The sequence below is a fragment of the Virgisporangium aurantiacum genome, from assembly GCF_016863635.1.
GTDB classification, from domain to species: Bacteria; Actinomycetota; Actinomycetes; order Mycobacteriales; family Micromonosporaceae; genus Virgisporangium; species Virgisporangium aurantiacum.
The window spans coordinates 21,139-41,127 of sequence record NZ_BOPG01000085.1 but is presented as its reverse complement, the minus strand read 5'-3'; the positions used below and the strand labels follow the sequence as shown (position 1 = coordinate 41,127).

8 protein-coding genes and 1 pseudogene are annotated in these 19,989 nt (G+C 69.4%); 6 read left to right on the top strand and 3 right to left on the bottom strand.

The window, feature by feature from the left end:
- Positions 1-33 precede the first annotated feature (33 nt).
- From Vau01_RS52345 to Vau01_RS52335, 3 genes are all read left to right on the top strand, one after another.
- Positions 34-1,416: a ricin-type beta-trefoil lectin domain protein gene (locus tag Vau01_RS52345; protein WP_204008956.1), complete on the top strand. Its 1,383-nt coding sequence runs from the start codon at positions 34-36 to the stop codon at positions 1,414-1,416.
- A gap of 42 nt (positions 1,417-1,458) precedes the next feature.
- Positions 1,459-3,453 carry an alpha-L-fucosidase gene (locus Vau01_RS52340; protein ID WP_204008954.1) on the top strand — a complete coding sequence of 665 codons (1,995 nt, stop codon included), beginning with the start codon at positions 1,459-1,461 and terminating at the stop codon, positions 3,451-3,453.
- A 402-nt stretch (positions 3,454-3,855) separates the two neighbouring features.
- Complete coding sequence (locus tag Vau01_RS52335; RefSeq protein ID WP_204008952.1) at positions 3,856-5,376, top strand: hypothetical protein; 1,521 nt, start codon at positions 3,856-3,858, stop codon at positions 5,374-5,376.
- Between the two features lie 143 nt (positions 5,377-5,519).
- Here the strand turns inward: Vau01_RS52335 and Vau01_RS52330 are convergent, their stop codons facing one another.
- Complete coding sequence (locus Vau01_RS52330; RefSeq protein ID WP_204008950.1) at positions 5,520-6,371, bottom strand: hypothetical protein; 852 nt, start codon at positions 6,369-6,371, stop codon at positions 5,520-5,522.
- Positions 6,372-6,432: 61 nt separating this feature from the next.
- Between Vau01_RS52330 and Vau01_RS52325 the strand changes: the two genes are divergently transcribed.
- The 3 genes from Vau01_RS52325 to Vau01_RS52315 are packed head-to-tail and all read left to right on the top strand — an operon-like array spanning position 6,433 to position 18,483.
- The gene (locus Vau01_RS52325; protein WP_204008948.1) at positions 6,433-11,049 is read left to right on the top strand and encodes an NIDO-like domain-containing protein; all 4,617 of its coding nucleotides are present in this window, start codon (positions 6,433-6,435) and stop codon (positions 11,047-11,049) included.
- 28 nt (positions 11,050-11,077) lie between these two features.
- Positions 11,078-18,091, top strand: a complete 7,014-nt coding sequence (locus Vau01_RS52320; protein ID WP_204008946.1) for a polymorphic toxin-type HINT domain-containing protein — start codon at positions 11,078-11,080, stop codon at positions 18,089-18,091.
- Positions 18,091-18,483: a hypothetical protein gene (locus Vau01_RS52315; protein ID WP_204008944.1), complete on the top strand. Its 393-nt coding sequence runs from the start codon at positions 18,091-18,093 to the stop codon at positions 18,481-18,483. The genes Vau01_RS52320 and Vau01_RS52315 overlap by 1 nt, the downstream gene beginning before the upstream one ends.
- Positions 18,484-18,641: 158 nt before the next feature.
- Here the strand turns inward: Vau01_RS52315 and Vau01_RS52310 are convergent, their stop codons facing one another.
- Positions 18,642-19,445, bottom strand: a complete 804-nt coding sequence (locus Vau01_RS52310) for a pyridoxal-dependent decarboxylase (RefSeq protein WP_275424044.1) — start codon at positions 19,443-19,445, stop codon at positions 18,642-18,644.
- Positions 19,339-19,830: pseudogene (locus Vau01_RS64875) on the bottom strand (pyridoxal-dependent decarboxylase); the annotation flags it as partial. The pseudogene Vau01_RS64875 and the gene Vau01_RS52310, both read right to left, overlap by 107 nt.
- Between the last annotated feature and the right edge of the window lie 159 nt (positions 19,831-19,989).

The following is a 19,989-nucleotide window of genomic DNA, read 5'->3' as shown; positions in this document are numbered from 1 at the left end:
AGCTTTCCGGCGTCTCAAGCTTTGGAGCCCTCGATGCACAGTAGATTCGGTCGGTTGGCGGCGACGCTGGCCGCGCTGGCGGTCGGCCTGTCCGCCGTGATGACCCCACACGTCGCCGCGGCGGCCACGGTCGCCGTCAATCCGGGAACCAGATGGACCGACACGGCCGGCAACACGTTGCAGGCGCACGGCGTCGGCATCTTCATGGTCGGCTCCGTGTACTACATGGTCGGTGAGGACAAGAGCGCGGGGTCGACATTCACCGCCGTCGCCTGCTATTCCTCCACCGACCTCGTGCACTGGACCCGACAGGCCGACGCACTGTCGCGCCAGGCCTCCGGCGATCTGGCCGCCGGCCGGATCGTGGAGCGCCCGAAGGTGATCTTCAACAACGCGACCGGCCGGTACGTGATGTGGATGCACATCGACAACACGTCGTACAACGATCAACGGGCCGGCGTCGCGGTCAGCTCCACGCCGTGCGGTCCGTACACCTATCTCGGCGCGACCCGGCCACTCGGCCATCCGAGCCGGGACCTCGGACTGTTCAAGGACGACGACGGCACGGCGTACCTGATCCACGAGGATCCGGCCGTGGGCATGCGTATCGAACGACTCACCGCCGACTACACCAGTGCGCAAAGCACCGTCGCCACCTTCCCGTCGCTGGAGTCTCCGGCGATGGCGAAGGTCGCCGGCCGCTACTTCCTGCTCACGTCGCACCTCACCGGGTGGGCCACCAACGACAACGTGTACGCGACCGCGACCTCGCTCGCCGGGCCGTGGAGCGGATTCAGCAACTTCGCGGTGGCCGGCACCCGCACCTACGACTCCCAGGTGTCATTCCTGCTGCCGGTCACCGGTAGCGCGGGCACGAATTACGTTTACATCGGAGACCGGTGGAATCCGTCAAACCTCAACGCGTCGGTACCGGTCTGGTTGCCGATCACACTGACCGGTAGCGGCACGGCCGCGTTGAGCTGGCACAGCTCCTGGGGTATCGACGCCGGCACCGGTGGCGTGACCCTGACTGCCGGCCGCCTGACCGGTACCCAGTCCGGCCGCTGCCTGGACATCACCGGGTCCTCCCAGGCGAACGGCACCGCGGCCGTGCTTTGGGACTGCGGCGGCGGCGTGAACCAGACCTTCGCGCCGACCACCGCCGGCGAGCTGCGGGTGTACGGCAGCAAGTGCTTGCAGGCCCGCGGCCAGGGCACCGGCGCGGGAACCACGGTCGACATCTCCGACTGCACCGGCGGCAACCACCAGAAGTGGATGCTCGCCAACGACGGGACCGTCGTCGGTGTCCAATCACGACTGTGCCTCGACGCCAACGGACAGGCGACCGCCAACGGTACGAAGGTGCAGATATGGACCTGCAACGGTGGTGCGAACCAGAAGTGGACCCGGACGTAGCGGCATGACGTTCGCATCTGCTCCGGTGGAAGGAGCGAATCGATGACCCACAACTTCGTGACCCGGCGATCCCTCGTCAAGGCGCTCGGGACCGCTGGAACCGTCGCTGCCGGCGGCTCGGTCGGACTCTTCCGCGTGGGCTCCGCGGCGGCGGCGATCCCCGGCCCGACGAGCTACTCGGCCACCTGGGCGTCGGTAGATCAGCACCCGCCGGCGCCGGAGTGGTTCCAGGACGCCAAGTTCGGCATCTACTTCCACTGGGGTGCCTTCAGCGTTCCGGCGTTCGTCAACGAGTGGTACCCACGCAACATGTGGAACAACGGATCGCCCGAGAACAACCACCACAAGAGTGTTTACGGCGATCCGTCAGCATGGCCGTACCACAACTTCATCAACGGCGCCCGCGACCGGGCCGGCAACTTCGTCCAGTTCGCACCCAGGTTGGCCTCGGCCGGCGGCGCATTCGACCCGGTGGCATGGGCACAGCTGTTCGCCGACGCCGGTGCCCGGTTCGCGGGTCCGGTCGCCGAACATCACGACGGCTTCTCGATGTGGAGCAGCAGCGTCAACGAGTACAACTCGGTCGCCCGGGGACCGCGGCTGGACCTGCTACGCCTGCACGCCGACGCCATCCGCGCCAAGGGCCTGAAGCTCATGGTCGCGATGCACCACGCGTACAACTTCACCGGCTATTACCAGTTCGTGCCGGCGCAGTCGGATCCAGGCCTCAGGAAGTTGTACGGCCAGCTCGGCACGCCGGCGGAGTACCAGCTGTGGTACGACAAGCTGAAGGAGATCATCGACGGCTACCAGCCGGACATTCTGTGGCAGGACTTCAACCTGGGCGCCATTCCCGAGTCGTACCGGCTGAACTTCCTGTCGTACTACTACAACCGGGCGGTCGCCTGGAACAAGGAGGTCGTCGCCACCTACAAGGACGGCTTCAACAACCGCGGCGAGGTGTTCGACTTCGAGCGGGGCGGACCGGCCGGGATCCAGATACCGTACTGGCTCACCGACGACAGCATCAGCAGCTCCAGCTGGTGCTACACCGTCGGCATCGGCTACTACAGCTCCAACGCGCTGCTGCACGCGCTGATCGACCGGGTCACCAAGAACGGCAACATGGTGCTCAACATCGCCCCGATGGCCGACGGGACCATCCCGTCCGGCCAGCGCAGCGTCCTGCTCGCCATCGGCGACTATCTGCGCCGCTTCGGTGAGTCCATCTACGCGACGCGGGCCTGGGAGGTCTACGGCGAGGGTCCGACCCAGATGGGCGGCGGGACCTTCCAGACGCCGCGGACCGGCACCGCGCAGGATGTGCGGTTCACCCGGAGCAAGGACAACCGAGTGCTGTACGCGACCCTGCTCGGCTGGCCCGGCGGTACCGCCCACATCACCACGCTGGCGTCGAACCGCATCAATCTGAGCACACTGACGTCGGCGCGACTGCTCGGCTCCACCGCGGGCTCCTACATCGACCTACCCACGCCCACCCAGGACGGCGCCGGCCTGCACGTGACCCTGCCCGCCACGACGCCCTACAACGCCCCGGCCTACGTGCTCAAGCTCAGCTTCACCGGTCCCATCCCCACGCTCGGCGGCGGCGGTCCGATCGCCGGCTGGGTACGCGTCGGCAACGTCGCCACGGGCCTGGCGCTCGACAGCGGTGGCAACGTCGCGTCGGGTTCGAACCTGAAGCAGTGGAACTGGGACGGCAGCACCAACTTGCAGTGGCAGTTCGTCGACCTGGGCGGTGGCTGGTACCGCATCGTCAATCGCACCAACGGGATGGTGGCCGACAGTTGGGGCAACGCCACCAACGGTGCCCCGGCCCGGCAGGCAGCCTGGAACGGCGGCAACAACCAGCAGTGGCGGCTCAACAACGTGGGCGGCGGGCGCCACCAGATCATCAACCGCGGCACCGGCACCGCCCTCGACGGCATGGGCAACGGCACCGCCGGCTCGGTCACCGGTATGTGGACACCGAACAACAGCACCAACAACTACTGGACCATCACGGCGGCGGTCTGACCGGCGCACCTGCCGGCCGGTGCAACCTCGCCCGGCGACGGCGGAGTGGGCCGCGACGACGCCGGCGACCAGTCCGGCACAGCGCCGCCCTCCTCGCATCGGGCCGCGGACGCTCGACGCGGTCGGGTGCCGCCCGGTGGCGCCGCCGCCGCACACAGGCACGATGTCGATTTGATCCGGCTGCCGACTACGGTCCGGGCGTAGCGGCCGCCACCCGGTCGACCGTGATCAGGGCGGTCGGGTCGACGTGTTCGTGCACGACTGTGACAGCGACGGCCCGCCCGGAGGCGGCTAGGTCGACAGCGACTTCGACGGGGTGGCCGACCGCCCGTTCGTCACGTGACGCCGCATGTGGATCCCTCGATCGGACGCCTTCCCGGCGGGATCCGGCACGATGGATGGATGGCGGGTGGAGTACTCCAGTGGCTGGCCGTCCGGCGGTGGCCGGTCGGCGTCCTCGCGACGGCGTGGGTCGGCCGTCGCGCGTTGCGGGCATCGGCCGACGAATCCCGGGTCGGGACCCTGATCGAGGTGATGACAACGGGCCGCAGCGCCGCGGCCCGGACCCGTGCCGCGGCGACGCTCGAGCGGCTGTGGGAGGGCCGGTCGCCGGCGTGGGAACGGATCTGGGATCGGATTCTGGCCGTCCTCCGCGACGACGACGGCTTTGACCCGGCGATCGGTCGGTTCCTGCTCGGTGCCGACCCGGCGTGCGCGCACGAGCCGCGGCTCCGGGTGGTGGCGGGCATGGCGCAGCCGTTCCGTGGCCTGAACGCCTCGACGATCGTCGTCCGACTGGGCCTGCGGCCCATCGCCGATCCCGACCTGGCCACCGGGTTCCGGGATGTGCTGCACCGCACCGACGAGCCGTCCCTGCTGGGCGCCCTCGAATTCGAGTTCGTCGAGGGGTTGTGGGCCGAACTCGGGTTGCGGGTCGCCCGGCAGGAGCGCCACCACCGGCTGTGGACTGACGACGGCACCCCGACACCGCTGCTCGAGGCCATACTCACCAACCCGCACCTGCCCCGACCGGTCGACCGCCCCGACCGCTCGCCCGACCTGGCCGTACTGATGGTGCTGCGCGACCGGACCGACCTCATCACCGGATTCGACCCGGTCAACCTGGTCAAGCACCTGCTGGACCGGTTGACCCACGGCACCCGGGTGCCGCGACACCGTGGTGGCATCAGCGCGTCGACGGCCTGTGGCCGGGCGCTGACCGCGCAGGCCGACGGCCCGGTGCGCATCGAACTCGCCCGCCGCGCGGTCGAAGGTGACGAGACGGCCGCCCGCTACGCCGCCGCGGGTGGGTTCGTCCCGGCCGACCCGGACTTGGTGCCGCTGTTCCTGATCGCGACGCGGCAGTTCCACCGGCTCGACGACGCCGATCCGGACGGGCGGCGGCTCGCCGCGTTCCCGCTCGCGGTCGGACATGCCGAGATGCTGCTCAGGGTGGTGAACCAGAGCGGCGTTCCGCCGACGGTCCGCGCGGCGTGCGTGCGGGCGCTGGCCGCCGCCAGAGCCGTCGGGGTGCGGGATCTGTTGTGCCGCCGCGCGGAGGCCGGCGACCGTGCCGCGACCGAGGTGGTCGTCGCGGGTGGTCACCTGCCGTCGGACCCGAGGCGGGAGCCGGCGTTCCTGTTCCTGACCCGGCAGTGGGACCGTTACGACGCCGCCGACCCCGACGGGAGCCGGCTACGGGCGTACGCCCCGACGAGGGCGTCCTACTCCGAGGAGCGCAGGCAGCTGCGCCGGATCGCCCGCGAGGCCGGGCGCCCGGACCCGGGCGACCCGCACCGGCAGCTGCGGGGCGGCGGACGCGGGCACGGCGTTGCGGGCTCGGGCGGCTACGCCGATACCGGCGGTTACGGCGACGGCGGCGGCTACAGCGGCGGCGGCTTCAGCTGCGGCGGCCACGCGTGACGGGCATGGGCGCGGCCTTCGATCATGGTCCCAGCAGGTCAGGGCGGTTCGAGTAACGACGTATTACCTCCACCCTAAAGAACCAGGTCAATGCCCGTCGGTCACACGTGACCGCCGAAACCTCTCTCGGCAAGTCGATGTCGTCAGATGTGAATCGGCGCTAGCGACGGCCATCGCATTCCCTCGGCCGTGCGCCGCCGTACGTTTCGTCCGGACCGTACGGCGGCGTATGCCAACGCGGATGTCTGGGTTCGTTGTCCGGGCCTGTTGTCGGGCGGCGACGGTGTCGCGGCGGCGTGGGTTGGAACGTCTGACGTCGTCCGAGGTGCCGATGCTGCGTCGACGGTTGCGTGTGTCGGATGGCGTCGATCGGCGTGGTGACGCCTGCGGCTTGCGACCCAGACTGCGCGGGCCAGTTGCCCGTCGAGGTCGTAGGTGGTGGCGGTCTCGAACGGCACCGGCTGTCCGTCCAGGGTGATGGCGTACACCGTCGTGGGTCGCCGCGGCGGCTGGGTGGGGACGTCGAAGATGGTGATGGGTACGTCGTGGCCCGTGACCGTCAACGCGAGTGTCGATGCCTTCGGCAGGTTCCGCTGATCCCGACGGTTCTCCCGGTAGGTCGGTGGCTGGACGGCGGTGTTGAGGGCGCGGGCGAGGTGGGAGGCAACGGCGCGGCCGAAGGCGTGTACGCCGTATTCGCCGACGCGTGGCTCGGCGGTGATCGGTGTGACATAGGCGTCGGCCGCCAGCGAGGGTGGTTCAGGGACGGACATCGTCAGCAGTTTCCTTCGACGAGACGGGTGTGGGACGGCCCCGATCGGCGGGCCGCCGGGAGGGCCGTGCCGCCCCGGAGGAGTTCGACCGGAGTCAATGGTTCTTTGTGTGAAGTTCACCACCAATTGCACACAGTGATCATCCACTATGGTTACCGCCATCGATCTCAGTGTGGCCTGGGGGTAACTCACCGTGATTGTCGGCGGGTATTCGTCATCCATCAAGGAACACCCGGATATTCGGCCTGTCCGGAGGCGTCATCCGCTCCGTCGCCTGCTCGTCGTGGCCCTGGTGCTGTCGGGCACGGCGCTCCCGGCGTCACCCGGCACCGCGGCGCCGACCCAGCCGGCCGCGACCACCTGTCCCGCGACGGCGCCCGACCGTGCGACGGCCGCGGCGATCGCCGCGCGCTGCCGGCGCCAGGTCGAGGACGAGTCGGCACGCACCGAGAAGGCACAGGTGTTCGTCAATGCCGACGCGACGCTCACTGCGGTGACCGCCGCGCGGGTGCAGCGGGTGCGCAAGGACGGCGGGTGGGCGACGCCGGACCCGGCACTGCGGCCGGTCGACGGCCGGCTGGCGCCGGTTGCGAGCGCGACGGACATGTCCTTCTCCGCCGGCGGCGACGCGCCGCTGGTGACGCTGCGGGCGGCGAAGGGTGAACTGTCGCTGCGGTGGCCGGGTCCGCTGCCGCCGCCGACGGTATCCGGCGCGCAGGTGACGTACCCGTCGGTGTTGCCGGACGTCGACCTGGTGGTCACCGCCGACGTCGAGGGTTTCAGCGAGGTCCTCGTGGTGAAGACGCCCGCCGCGGCGAAGAACCCGGCGTTGGCCGAGGTGCGCTTCGCCGTCGAGGCCAAGGGGCTGACCATGCGTGCCGGCGACGCCGGGACGCTCAAGGTCGTCGACGGCGCGGGCGCGACGGTGTTCGCGTCGGGAACACCGAAGATGTGGGACTCGTCAGGCCAAGGCTCCGACTCGGACTCCGGATCCGACGCGCGGGGAGCGACCGCGGGTGCCCGCGACGCGGCGATGCCGCTGACGCTGTCCGGCTCGACGCTCACCGTGCGACCGGACCGGAAGTTCCTGACCGCATCGGCGACGACGTACCCCGTGTTCGTCGACCCGGCACTGGTGGCATCGGCCTGGACGATGATCAACAGTCGGTTCACAGGCCAGTCGTACTGGTCCTACGACAAGTTCGACTGCCCCAAGTGGGAGCCGAAGACGAAGTCGTGCGCCAAGGTCGGGTACACCGACGAGGCGCAGACGATGACCTACCGGTCGTTGTTCGAGTTCCAGAACGCCGAGTACCTCGGCAAGCACGTGCTCGACGCCAAACTGACGATGGAACTGCTGCACTCGTGGTCCTGCGGCGGGACGAACACCGACGTGCACCGGGTCGGCAACGCCCCGCGCTCCGACACGAACTGGGGCAACAACGCCGGTTCGTGGGTCTACCCGGCCGCGGCGTCCGGGTCGAGCTTCAACTGCAGCAAGCAGCCCAAGCACACCGAGTGGGGCCTCACCGGGCTGGCCCGCCAGGCCGCCGCCGAAGGCTGGGGCTCGATCACGCTCGGGCTCAAGGCCATGAACGAGTCCAACCACAACGCGTGGAAGAAGTTCGATGCATCGACGGCCCGCTTCGTCGTCACCTACAACTCGTACCCGAACGCGCCGGACCAGCTGCGAGTCGCCGACGGTACCTGTGGGACCGGCGCCGGGCGTCCGTACGTCCGTACATTGACGCCGCAGCTGCGGGCCCGGGTCAGCGACGCCGACGGCCTGGCCCGCCCGCTCAACGTGACGTTCACCTGGTGGCAGCTCGGCGGCACCGTGGGCGTCGGCGAGCAGGCGTCCCAGGCCGACCTGGCGTCCGGCACCGACGCGGTCGTGTCGATCCCGGCGGGCAAACTGGTCGACGGCCGCACCTACGTGGTTCGGGCCCAGGCCGGCGACGGCATCGACGTCGGGCAGTTCTCCGCGCAGTGCGAGTTCACCGTCGACGTCACACCGCCGTCGACACCGGGCGCGGTCGGGTCGACGAGCTACCCGTCCGACGGCCAGCTGCACGGCGGCGCCGGGATCGCGGGTACGTTCACGATCGCGCCGCCGGCCATGAACCCGGCCGATGTGGTCGCCTACGCCTACACCGTCGACGGTGGCATACAGGGCGCGCAGGCGCCGCGCGTGAACGCCGGCACCGATCACGGCGCGACGGTGTCCGTCACCCCGCCCACCGATGGCGTGCACACGCTGCGGGTGTGGGCCATCGACGTGGCCGGCAACCTGTCGGCCGCCCCGAGCACGCACACGTTCGGGGTGCGGGCCGGGTCCGGTCCCGACGCGCTGTGGCGTTTCGAGGAGAGCAGCGGCGCGGCCGTCGACTCGACCGGGCACGGCAACGCGATGACGCTCACCGGCGTCGGTCGCACGTCGGGCCGCGGCGGCACGGTAGCGGTACCGAACGGCGGCGGCACGTTCGGCACTACCGCGGGTCCGATCGCCACCCGCGACCCGGTCACCGGTGGGGCGACGACGGTGCGGACCGACGCGAACTTCGCGGTGTCGTTCTGGGCGCAGCGCCCCGCCGCCATTGCGAACTCCGTCCCGGTGGTCGTGTCCGCCGACGGGGAGCGGACGTCCGCGTTCTGGGTCGGGTACCACGGGACCGACCAGCGTTGGACGTTCGCAATGGCGTCGGTCGACGGTGACGCCCCGTCGATCGCGACGGTGAAGTCCGACGCCGCGCCGGCCGCGGGCATGTGGACCCATGTCGCCGCGGTCTACGACGCCGCCAGCCACACGCTGCGGATGTACGTCGACGGCGTGGCTCAGGCGCAGACCGCGACACTCACCGGCGGGTTCAACGCGACCGGCCCACTCGTGCTCGGCGGGCGGAAGTCCGCCGGTGCCCGGCTCGGCGGCATGGTGGGGGTGGTCGACGACCTGCGCGTCTACGCCCGCACGTTGAGTCCGACCGAGATGGAATTCGAGAAGCAACTCAAGCCGGTGTCGCCGATCGTCACCCTGTCCGACGGCGGCCGGGTCACCATCGGACGGCCGTTGCAGGTGACCCTCGACGCCCGCGGCGACACCACCATCACCCGAATCAGGTACAGCCTCGGCGACCAGACTCTCAGCGGCAGCGTCACCCTGCCGGCGGCCGGCGGGAAGGCGACCGTGACGGTCACGCCGACAGTGCCTGGATCGACGTTCGTATTCGCGGCGTCTGTGACCGCGAACAACCGGCAGAGCGAGACCGCGGCCGCGGTCGCCCGGGTCACGGACCTACCCGCGGTCAACGGAACCGCGTCCGACGCGAACGGGAACCCGGCCGTGAACGCCCTTGTCCGGCTGGAGCCGGGCGGCGCGACGCTGCGCACGGGTCCGGACGGCTCGTTCGCGTTCCCGAACCTGGCCGCCGGCCAATACATTGTGACGGCGACCGGCGGCCCGTGCGGCGCGACGGCCACCAGCGCCGTGACGATCGACGAACCGACGTTCGTGGGCCTGACCCTGTTCCCGCAGGCGGACCTGTTCGGGTACACGTGCTCGACCGAGGAGCGTCCGTTCGTCCCGGCCGACCAGACGGTGCTGCCGCTGACCGGCGACGACAAAACGATCCAGGTCACGTTGCCGTTCACCGTGCCGTTCTACGGCGAGAGCGCCACGACGGCGTGGGTGAGCACGAACGGAACCCTGTCGATCGGCGACGGGACGGACGCGGACGAGTACCGGGGAACCAGCCTGCCCGACCGCTCGACCCCCAACGGCGTCATCGCCCCGTTCTGGGACGACTTGATGGTGGACGGGTCGGCGAGCGTGCGGACGGCCGTTCTCGGCACGGCACCGAACCGGCAGTTCGTGGTGGAGTGGCGGAACGTCATTTTCTTCTCCGAGGACCTCCGGGTGACGTTCGAGGTGATCCTCTCTGAGAACGGCGATCTCGCATTCACGTACGCGAACCTCGGCCCCGACCCGACGTCGCGGGGCGCGTACGCCGCGGTCGGCGTCGAGAGCCGCACCGGCGGGATCGGCACGCAGTACAGCTTCCACGAACCGTTGCTCGCCGACGGCAGTGCTGTGGTCATCACCCGCCCGACCGTTCCCCGTCCGATCGGGCCGTGGACGGTGTCGGGCCGGGTGACCAGGAACGGCGCGGCGGTGCCGAACGCCCTCGTGTCGATCGATCCACTGTGGACGGACGTGCAGACGACGACCGGCTCCTTCGCACTCGGCGGCGTCGAGAGCGGTCGGTACGTGATGACCGCCCGCCAGGGCTGCGACGCCGGTGCGGCGGCCATCGACGTCGCCGGTGACACCCAGGTCGACATCCCGCTGAACTCGATGTACCGCGACCCGGTCGGCTACGGCTGCACGGTTGCCACCACGCCGTTCGTTCCGGCCGACCAGACGATCCTCCCGTGGCGGATGGCGGAGGAGGACCTCTGGGAGGCGTACGGAGAGGTGCCGTTCCCGTTCCAGGTGTTCGACTTCGCCTTCACCACCTTCTACGTGACCGAGGAGGGCGACTTCTACCTGGAGGAGTGGTGGGGTTCTCACATTCGCACCCTGAACGCGTACAAGGACCCCCATACGTTCTTCGACGCGCAGACGACCGTGCGCACGGCCCTCATCGGTACGGCACCGAACCGGCAGTTCGTGGTCGAGGTGCGCAACCTCGGCTCGACGCGGACACCGACCAGCCGGGTCAGCTACGAGGTGATCTTCGGTGAAGACGGCCTGCTGACGTACAACTACGCCGGGATCGACGAGGCGCACGAACGCGAAGCGAGAGCGGTCCGTGTGAGCGACTTCTGGTATTCGCGGGCGTTGCCGGGCCAACCGGAGTTCACGAACAACCGCGCCGTCACGTTCCACCGTTTCGAGCCCTGAGCCCTGCCGACAACCGAGGAGACACACCGTGCGCACGCCGTCGCGGATGATCCGTCGTGCCGTCAGCACCATCGCGGTGAGCCTGCCGCTCGTGCTGGCCGTCAGCCTCGTCGGGGCGGGGCCGGTCCTCGCCGCGCCCGTCGCCCCGTCCGGCCCGCCGGCGTCGGCGAAGGTCAAGCCGATCGCGGTCGTGCCGGTGCGGGCGACGGTTCCAGCCGTCCCGGCGTACCGGCCAGCGTCGGCCAAGCCGGCGCCCGCCTGGCCCGGTGCGTCGTCGACCAGGGTGTCCGTCGCCCCGGCCGGGCAGCGCGCGGCGGCCCAGGCCGCCGGCCCGGTCACGGTGACGGCCGCAGCCGGAGCACCGGCCGCGGTCACGGTGGACGTGCTGGGGCAGGCCGATTCCGCGCGGGCCGGGATTCGGGGCGTGCTGGTGCGGTTGGCCCGCGCCGACGGCGTCACCGGCAACGGACGCGTGAACGTGGCCGTGTCGTACAAGGACTTCGCGACCGCGTACGGCGGCGACTGGTCGTCGCGCCTGCGGCTGGTGTCGTTGCCGGAGTGCGCGGTGACCTCGCCGGGTCGGCCGGAGTGCGTGGGCACGGTGCTGGCGAGCGACAACGACACCGTCGGCAAGGTCGTGTCGGCGGATGTGCCGGTCGGAACGCCGGCCCGTGACGAGTCGGCCCGGGCGGGCGGCTCCACGCTCGTCGCGCTGACAGCGGGCGTCTCGGGCGCGGCAGGCAGCTTCGCGGCGACGTCTCTGTCGCCGTCGTCGACGTGGTCGGCGGGCAACTACGCCGGCGACTTCTCCTGGTCGTACCCGATGCGGGTGCCGCCGGCTGTCGGTGGCCCGGAGCCGTCGCTGGACCTGGGGTACTCGTCGCAGTCGGTCGACGGGCGGATGGCGGCGTCGAACAACCAGCCGACGGAGATCGGCGAGGGCTTCGATCTGTCGATCGGCGGCTACGTCGAGCGCCGGTACCGCAACTGTTGGGAGGACCGCAAGAACGGCGGTAACAACACCACGAAGACCGGCGACCAGTGCTGGGCCACCGACAACGCGACGGTGAACCTTGGTGGCCGGTCACTGGAGCTGATCCAGGACGCCACCGACGTCAACCGGTGGCACCCGCGCAAGGCCGACGGGTCGAGGGTCGAGCGGCGGTACGGCGCACCGAACGGCGCCCGCAACGGCGAGTGGTGGGTGCTGACCACGTCGTCGGGGACGCAGTACTGGTTCGGGAAGAACATGCTGCCGGGCGCACCGTCGAACAAGCCGACCGGGTCGGTGTGGACGATGCCGGTGTTCGGCAACCACGTCAACGAGCCGTGCAACCAGACGACCTACAACGCGTCGTGGTGCACGCAGGCGTGGCGGTGGAATCTCGACTACGTCGTCGACCCGCACAACAACACGATGTCGTTCTGGTACTCGTCGAACACCAACCACTACGCGAAGAACATGGTCGTCGCGACGCCGGTGTCGTACGTGCGCGGCGGGCGGCTGGACCGGGTCGAGTACGGCACGCGGGTGGAGCCGGACCCGACCACCGGCACCGACTCGGTGTTCGCGGGCAACGCCGCCGCGCGGGTGCTGCTCGGCTACGGCGACCGGTGCCTGTCCAACTGCGGCACCCACAACGAGACGACGTGGCCCGACACGCCGTGGGACCTGGAGTGCGCGTCCGCCACGAAGGAGTGCCTGAACGCGTCGCCGTCGTTCTGGACCACGAACCGGCTGTCGACCGTCACCACGCAGGTGCGCAACAGCGCACCGAACGATTTCCGCGATGTCGAGCGGTGGACGCTGACGCACGGCTTCCCGGACCCGGAGGACTCGACCCGGGCCGGGCTGTGGCTGGAGAAGATCTCCCACGTCGGGCTCGTGGGCGGCACGACGGCGATGCCGGACATCACGTTCGAGGGCGAGCCGATGCACAACCGGGTCGACACCGTCGACCATTCGCCGTCGATGAACTGGCGGCGCCTGGTCGGGATCTACACCGAGACCGGTGGCCTGGTGCAGATCGACTACTCCGACCCGGACTGTGTGGCCGGTACCCGGGTGCCGACGGTGCCGGAGAGCAACACGTTGCGGTGTTACCCGGTGAAGTGGACGCCGGAGGGGCACACGACCGCGAAGACCGACTACTTCCACAAGTACGTCGTCGACGCGGTGACCGAGTCCGACCTGACCGGTGGCGCGCCCCGGGTCGTCAACCGGTACACGTACCTCGGTGACCCGGCTTGGCACTTCGCCGACGACGACGGTCTGCTGTCCGAGGACGGCAAGACGTGGTCGTCGTGGCGCGGCTACGGCAGGGTGGGGACGACGGTCGGTGACCCGGGGGAGCAGACGTACTCGGAGACGACGTACTTCCGCGGCATGAACGGCGACAAGGGGCCATCCGGCACCACCCGGTCGGTCAGCGTGACCGACTCGCAGGGCGGGACGTTCGTCGACGAGGACTGGTACGCAGGCATGGTCCGCGAGCAGCGGACGTTCAACGGCCCCGGTGGCGCGGAGGTCTCCGGTTCGCTGTCCGAGCCATGGCATTCGGCGGAACTCGCGACCCGGACGATCGCGGGTGCGAAGGTCGCCTCCCGCTACGTGGACGTCCGGACCTCCGAGTCCCGCACAGCCCGCGACGGCGGGCGGCCGGCGCAGCGGACCAGGACCGTCAAGGAGTTCGACTCCTACGGCATGGCCGTCAAGGTCGACGACCTCGGTGACGTCGACGTGACCGGCGACGAGCAGTGCTCGACCACCACCTACGAGCCGCGCAACACGACCGCCTGGATCATCGGCCTGCCGCACGGTGCCCGCTCGTACGCGCTCAGCTGTGCTGCCGCCGCGGGAACCGTCACCGCCGACGACGTCGTCAGCGCCACCCGCACGAGCTACGACGGCCAGGATCCCGGCATCGCGCCGAAACGCGGTGACGTGACCCGCATGGAGCAGATGACCGGCTGGGCGAACGGGCAGCCGGTGTTCAGCACGGTGGCCCGGGCGGCGTTCGACAGCCACGGCCGCACCGTCGAGTCGTGGGACGCGCTGAACTTCCGGTCGGCGACCACATACACGCCGGCGAGCGGCGGCCCGGTGACGCAAACCGTCGACACGAACGCGCTGAACTGGACGACCACGAGCACGATCGAACCGGCGTGGGGCCTGTCGACGTCCACCGAGGACGTGAACGGCCTGAGGTCCAGCCTGGCGTACGACAGCCTGGGCCGGTTGACGGGCGTCTGGAAGCCCGGCAAGACCAAGGGCGTCGACCCCGCGGACGTCAAGTACACATACACGGTCCGCCGCGACGGCGCGACGGCGGTGACGACCGACCGGGTCGGCCCGACCGGCGCATACCTGACGTCCTACACGCTCTACGACGGGATGCTGCGGCAACGGCAGACCCAGTCGGCGTCGCCATCGGGCGGTCGGCTGCTCACCGACACGTTCTACGACACCGCAGGCCGGGCGGTGAAGGCGTACGACACGTACCACAACACCGGCACGCCGGGCATCGACCTGGTCGGGGTGGTCGCCGCGGACACGATCCCCAAGCAGACCCGCACGGTGTACGACGGTGCGGGACGGGCGACGGACAGCATCTTCCAGCCATACGAGCGGGAACGCTGGCGCACCCACACCGTCCACGGCGGCGATCACACGACGGTGGTGCCGCCACAGGGCGGCACCGCGACCACCAGGTTCGTCGACGCCCGCGGCCACACCACCCGGGCGCGCACGTACATGGGCAGCACCCCGACGGGCGCGCACGCCGACACGACGTACGAGTACAACCGCCGGGGTCTCCTGTCGACGGTGACCGACCCGGCGGGCAACCGGTGGGTCTTCGGGTACGACATCACCGGCCGGCAGACCACCCTCGACGACCCCGACAGCGGAACCCTCACCACGACCTACGACGCCGGCGGACGGGTGGCGACCTCGACCGACGCCCGTAACCGCAAGCTGCTCTACACCTACGACGCCTTCGGGCGGCGTACCGGCATCTACAAGGACGCACTCGCCGCGACCAACAAGATCGTCGAGTGGATCTACGACCAGACCACCCTGCCCGACCAGGTGACCAAGGCCAAGGGGCAGCTCACCTCGGCGACCCGGATCGTCGGTAACGACCGGTACACGGTAGCGACCACCGGATACAACCTGGCTTACCAGAAGACCGGCACCTCGATCAGCATCCCGATGGCGGAGGGCGGCGTCGGAGGCACGTACTACTACAACGCGGGATACAACCGCGACGGCAGCGCGAACAGTCTCGGTTCCCCGGAGACCGGTGACCTGCCGGTGGAGTCGGTCGGCTTCACCTACACCGATCTCGGCCTGCCGAACCGCATGACCAACTTCCTCGGCTCGGCACCGCAGGCGAGCTACGTCTCCGACACCCGTTACAACGCGCTCGCCGAACCCGAGCAGCTCACCCTGTACCGAGGGCTGTTCAGCGAGACCGGGTCCCGGGTCTACCGCACGTTCAAGTACGAACTGGAGACCGGACGCCTCGAACAGGTCATCACCGCGCGGGACGGCGCCGACCCGAACACCGTCTCGGACATCACCTACGACTACGACGACGTCGGCAAGGTGACCCGGATCGCGGACTCGCCACCCGGTGCGACCGCGGACGTCCAATGCTTCCGGTACGACGGCCTACAACGCCTCACCGGGGCCTGGACCCCACGATCGGGCGACTGCGCCGCGACGCCGACGGCGGCCGGCCTCGGCGGACCGGCGCCGTACCGGCAATCCTGGACCTATGACGACATCGGTCGCCGCCTGACCCAGACCGACCACAGCCTGACCTCCGACACCCAGGCCGTCACCACCGCCTACGACTACCCGAACGACGGCGGCGACCAGCCGCACACGCTGACCGGCGTCACCCGCAGCGCCGACGGCGCGTCGGTAACCACCGGCTACACCTACGACGCAGCCGGCAACACGCTCAACCGCCCGGCACCCGGTGGGGAACTGCAGACGCTGACCTGGGACCACCAGGGCCACCTCGCCTCCACCAACGACCCGACCGGCGAGACCAGTTACGTCTACTCCGCCACCGGTGACCGGCTCATCCGCCGCGACGCCAAGGGGAAGACCCTCTACCTGCCCGACGCGGAACTGCGGTGGGACCGCGCCACCAACAGCAAGACCTGCACGCGGTTCTACAACTTCGGCGGAACGACCGTGGCCCAACGCACCGCCGCGGGTGTCACGTGGCTCGGCGGCGATCATCACGGCACACAGCAGATCGCGATCGCCGAGGCCGGGCAGGCGGTCACCCGTCGCTACGAGACCCCGTTCGGAGCCGAACGCGGCACACCGACCCTGTGGCCCAACGAGAAGGGCTTCGTCGGCGGCACCAAGGATCCCACCGGCCTAACCCATCTCGGCGCGCGCGAGTACGACCCGGCGATCGGTCGCTTCGTGTCGATCGACACGATCGTCGACTTCACCGATCCGCAGCAGATGAACGGCTACACCTACGCCAACAACGCACCCACGGCCGCCAGCGACGCCGACGGTCTGAAGGTCATGACCGACGAGGAATGGTACGGCAACACACCCACCTACACCTCCGACGGAACCGGCGGTGGCGGTGGTGGTGGCGGCGGCAACGGTGGCGGCGGCAAGAAGGACGGCGGCAAGGGCAAGTCGAAGAAGTGCGGCACCTGGGACATCGTCTGCAAGGGCAAGAAGGCCGCCACCGCCACCGTCAACTGGGTCGACGACCACAAGGCCGCCATCGCCGGCTTCGCCGCGGGTCTGGTGGTCGGTGTGGGCTGCGGCTTCGCAATCGGTTGGACGGGTGCGGGCGCCGTCGCGTGCGGCGCGTTGGCCGGCGCCGTGGGCTCCGCCGTGCAGTACGCGGTCGAGACGAAGGTCGAGGGCAAGGGCGAATTCAGCTGGGGAGGCCTGGCCAAACAGGCAGCGGTCGGCGCGGTCATCGGGGCGGTGACCGGAGGCCTCGGATCGGCCGGCGCCCAGGGAATCAAGGCCGGCGTATCGGCCGCCGTCGCCGGCCAAGGCGCGAAAGCGGCGACGAAGGCGGCCGGGGCGGCCGCGTGGAAGGAAGCGGGGGAGATCGCCACCGGGAAGGTGACAGGCGGTGCACTCAGCCGCGGTGCCGGATCCGCCGGCGCCGCCAAGGCCGGCGGCGGCAAGGGCGGCGGCGGCGGCAAGGGCTGCAGCTTCACCGCCGGAGCGACCGTCCTCATGGCCGACGGCTCCGGCAAGCCCATCGAGAAGATCGCCGTCGGCGACCTCGTGGTGGCGTCCGGTCCGGACAACGGGACGACCGCGCAGCCCGTGACCGCCACCATCACCGGCACCGGCGACCGGGAACTCGTGCAGATCACCGTGGAGACCGGCGGGACGGACGGACCGGCGACGATCACGGCGACGGACAACCATCCGTTCTGGGTGCTGCCGGCGGGCGAATGGGTCGACGCGAAGGACCTGCAGCCGGGGCAGTGGCTTCAGACGTCGGCAGGCACGCGGGTCGAGATCGGCGCCGTACAACGTGCCGGGCAGGCCGGCGTCACGACGTACAACCTCACCGTCGCCGTCACACACACCTACCATGTGCTCGCCGCCGACCAGCCGGTACTCGTCCACAACTGCGGCGGACCTAACTGCCAGTGCTCTGCGGAAGGACTCCCGAGCTACAGCAGGCCCGGTGGATGGCAAACGGCGCACGGGCCGGCCAGGGATTACGCCGCCCGGGGCGGTCCAACCCTGAACTGGGAGCATGTCGTGGAACAGAGCCAGGCGGCGAAGTCTGGTTTTCCGCTGGAGTGGATCAACCATCCGGACAACATGATGCTGTTGGAGAGCACCGTCAACTTCGCGAAGAACGGATACTATTCGAAGACTTTCAACTGGACGGGCGGACAATCCATTCGCAACATGCTCGCGGGCATGCCCTTCAACCAGCAGTGGGACTTCGGGATGTACGTGATCAATACGATCAGGACGTACGGCAAGGAAGCCTTGCCGGGAAACCTGCCGGGAATCTGATGTCGCTCGACGATGTGTACAACGAAGCGGTCGACTACGGTGTCGAGGGTGCGGTCCCGCCCGGCACGCCGCTCGGGGTGGCGAGGCTCTCGCATGTTTCGCGGGTCTTCGGCGCCATGATGGGCGGCGGCCTGGGATTCGCGATGGAAGTCATCGAGCCCGACGAGTTCGAACGCGCCGTGGAGGGTTTCCGATACCTCGATCTGGGCGAGGTCGCCGACCTTCTCGCCGACCTGGTCGACAGCTACGGGAGTGCCGACTACGACGAGCAGAAGGAAACCGTCCTGGACCGCAGGCTGAACGAGGGCGACCTGCTCCTCGACGCTTTTCGGAGAAAGGTCGCCGTGGTTCCGTCCGACTTCGGCATGCACCAACCGCCCGGCGGAGGCTGAGGACTAGGTCGCGTGTCGAAGTCGGCTGAGCCGTGTCTGGTGAGCCGCTGGTGGGGAAGCACGCGTGGAGCCTGGCGGGGAATCGGAGCCGGCCCTGGTGCACGTATCGGAACTGGGCGTCGGCGTGACGCTGCCGCGGACGAACTTCTCGGGTGCGATCAGTGTCCCGGCCCGGTAACGACCTTCTGGCTTTCGGCCTCGTGCGCGCCACCCTTTTTCGCGAGCGTGGCGCATGCCTCTTCGATGTCCCGGGCAAGCGTGTCGACGTGCTCCCGGCTCATCGTCTCCTTGACCAACGCGCGCATGATCGTCACATTCTGGGCATCCGGCGGGAGGGTGTAGGCGGGCACCATCCAACCGCGCTCGGCCGAGAGTTGCCAGGCGATGTCGAACTCGTCGTATCCGTTGTCCGCGGCGAGGCGGAATGCCACCAGGGGAAGTTGCTCCTCGTCGGGGCCGATCAACTCGAACCGGCCCATCGCCGCCAGCTTCTCGCCGAGCACGCGAGCATTGGCCTGCATGTTTTTCATGATGTAGCGATAGCCGGCCCGACCGTAGCGGACCAGGTTGTAGTACTGGGCCAGCACCATCGCGGAGCCGGTGGAGAAGTTGAGGGTAAATGTCGAGTCGGTCTTGCCGAGATAGTTCTCCTCGAACACGAGGTCCTTGGCCAGGTCCGCCTTCTCCCGGAAGATCAGCCAGCCGATGCCCGGATAGACCAGCCCGAACTTGTGCCCCGAGACGTTGATCGAACGGACCTGTTCGAGGCGGAAGTCCCACGGCGAGTCGGGGGTAGAGGAACGGCCACACGAAGCCGCCGCTGGCCCCGTCGACGTGCAACGGCACGTCGAGCCCGCGCTCGCTCTTGATCTGGAGCAGCAGGTCGTTGATGCCGACGATGTCGTCCTTGTGCCCCGTGAACGTCGTCCCGAGCACGGCCGCGACACCGATCGTGTTCTCATCGACATGGGGCGCCACGTCGTCCGGGCCGATCGTGTACTTACCGGGCTGAAGCGGCACGATCCGGGGTTCGACATCGAAGTAACGACAGAACTTCTCCCACACCACGTGTACGTCGCCGCCGAAGACCAGATTCGGAATCGCGGTCGAGGAGCCCGCGTTCCCGCGACGCATCCGCCAGTTCCATTTGAGCGAGAGACCACCCAACATGATGGCCTCGGACGATCCCTGCGTGCGCGCGCCGGTCGTCTCGCCCGGCGCGTGGAAGAGGTCCGCGATCATCCGGATGCAGCGCTGCTCGATCTCCGCGGTGCGCGGGTACTCCGCGTGGTCGATGAAGTTCCGGTGCAGGTTCGCCGCGACGATCCGTTGCGCCTCCGGCTCCATCCAGGTCGTAACGAACGTCGCCAGGTTCCGGGCCGGATCACCCTCCAGCGCCATCTCCTCCGAGACGAGACGGAAGGCGTCCACGGCTGTCATGCCCGTATCCGGAAACTCCCGGGTCGGCACCTCCCGCGTGACGAACCGGTTGCCGAACAGAGCCGC